The 1,740-nt window shown below is 68.5% G+C and carries 2 protein-coding genes; both read right to left on the reverse strand.

Annotation, left to right across the window (positions count from 1 at the left end):
* Window positions 1-32: 32 nt before the first annotated feature.
* Window positions 33-1,028, reverse strand: coding sequence for an ATP-binding protein (locus tag JX325_RS16230; protein WP_204792077.1), 996 nt, complete (start codon window positions 1,026-1,028; stop codon window positions 33-35).
* A gap of 3 nt (window positions 1,029-1,031) precedes the next feature.
* On the reverse strand, window positions 1,032-1,740 hold a 709-nt coding region (locus JX325_RS16235; RefSeq protein WP_204792078.1), incomplete at its 5' end, for a DnaD domain protein.

A 1,740-nucleotide genomic window follows, 5' to 3' on the forward strand; every position in this document is an offset into this window, starting at 1 on the left:
GCCCTGGCGGTGTGGAGCAGGGAGTGGGCGGTTCAGCCCCGCTCCTTCCTCAGCCGCCGGATATCCTCCCCGAAAAAGGGCAGGACCTGATACTCCCCCTCAATGCGGGAAACAATCTGGGGCGTGTAGCGCCGCCCAAGGTCGTCCAGCTTCAAATTCGTGCTGAGGATGGCGGCCCGGCGGTTGATGACGCGGGTGTTGACGATGGTGTACAGGGCGCTTTGGACAAAGGGGGTGGTCATCTCCGTGCCCAGGTCGTCCAGAATCAAAAGGTCGCAGTCCAGCACCCGGTCCACGTCGGCCTCCACGGCCTCCCCCTCCTCCCGGCCGAATTTCCGGGCCTCAAAGCGGTCGAAGACATGGGCGGCGGTGTCGTAGACCACGGAAAAGCCCTCGGCGCTGACCTCCCGGGCGATGGCGGCGGAGAGGAAGGTCTTCCCCAGACCCGGGTCCCCGGTGAGGAGCAGGTTCCCGCTCCCCGGGCCGAAGGCGGCGGCGTAGCGCTTGCAGGTCNNGTAAATCCAGTCCATATTCTNCCGGGGGGAGACTCCCAGGGCCGGGTCCTCCGTTTCGGAGTACCATTCCANANAAAAGGACTCGAAGCTCTGGTTCCCCAGGTCCAGCATTCGGGAGAGCTCCTTTTGCTGCTCCCGGGCGCAGTAGGCCCGGAGGCACCGGCACATCCGCCCCTCCCGCCAGCCGGAATCCCCACACAGGGGGCAGNNGGGCTNTTCCTCCAGGCAGTCCGCCGGGAGGCCCAGGCCCTCTAAAAGCAGCCTCCGCTCCTCCTGAAGGCCCAGGTTCTGCTTTTTCAGGGCCTCCACCGCCGCCCGGGGGTCCGTCCCCTTCCGCAGGGCGGTGGAGAGGATGCGGCTCATGGTGGCCCGGAGCTCCGCGTCGATCTCCCGGAGGCGGGGCTGGCGGAGGAACACGCTCTCCCGCCGGTCCCGGGCCCGGTCCTCCCGGTCCCGCTTGTCGTCCTCGAACCGCCGGAGGGCCCGGCGGACAATCTTCCCGTCATAGGCCATGGGTCATCCCTCCTTCTCTCGCTGCCGGATGTACTTGCGCATCCAGGCGTTGCCCGCGCCCTTGCCGTCGGACGTCCGGATGTTGAACGCCGCCGGAGTCTGCCGGGTACGCTTGTCCCCGGCCTCGATTTCGTCCACGGTGTGGAGCCCCGCTTCGTNCCAGCGGCGGAGAATGCCGTTGCAGTAGCTCCACTTGAACTCGTGGCACTTGAGGACGGTTTTCTCATAGGCCAGGGCGGCGGCCTCCGGGGAGAAGCCCCACTCCAGCCATTGGAGGAGGAATTTCTCCTCCTCCCGCACCGGGAGCCGGTCCCCCAGGCGGAGGGCCCGCATGTAGGCCGGGACGGCCTCCCGCTTCCGGCCGTAGTCCCGGAGGTACTCGGCGGCGGCGGCCTGGGTGTCGATGCCCCGGCGGGCCCAGGCGTAGCCCTCCCGCTCGATTTGGCGGAGGGTGGGCCTCCGGCCCGGCCCGAGGCGGGCGGCGGTGCGCTCTGCGCAGTGGCAGACCAGGAGGTAGATCACGTCGGAGGGAAGGCCTAAGTAGTCATACAGCCCCAGCAGGACCGAGATATCCGCCGTGGTGAGGCGCTTGCCCAGCTTCCGCTCCACCTCGGCGGTGAGGCGGCGGAAGTCCGCGCTCTCCTCCAGCTTCCCGGCCACCTCGCTTTGCTGGTAGACGGGGGGCTCGTCGGCGGGCTCGGGAGGAGGGGCC

This window comes from Oscillibacter sp. CU971, assembly GCF_905219725.1.
In the GTDB taxonomy this organism is placed as follows: Bacteria; Bacillota; Clostridia; order Oscillospirales; family Oscillospiraceae; genus Oscillibacter.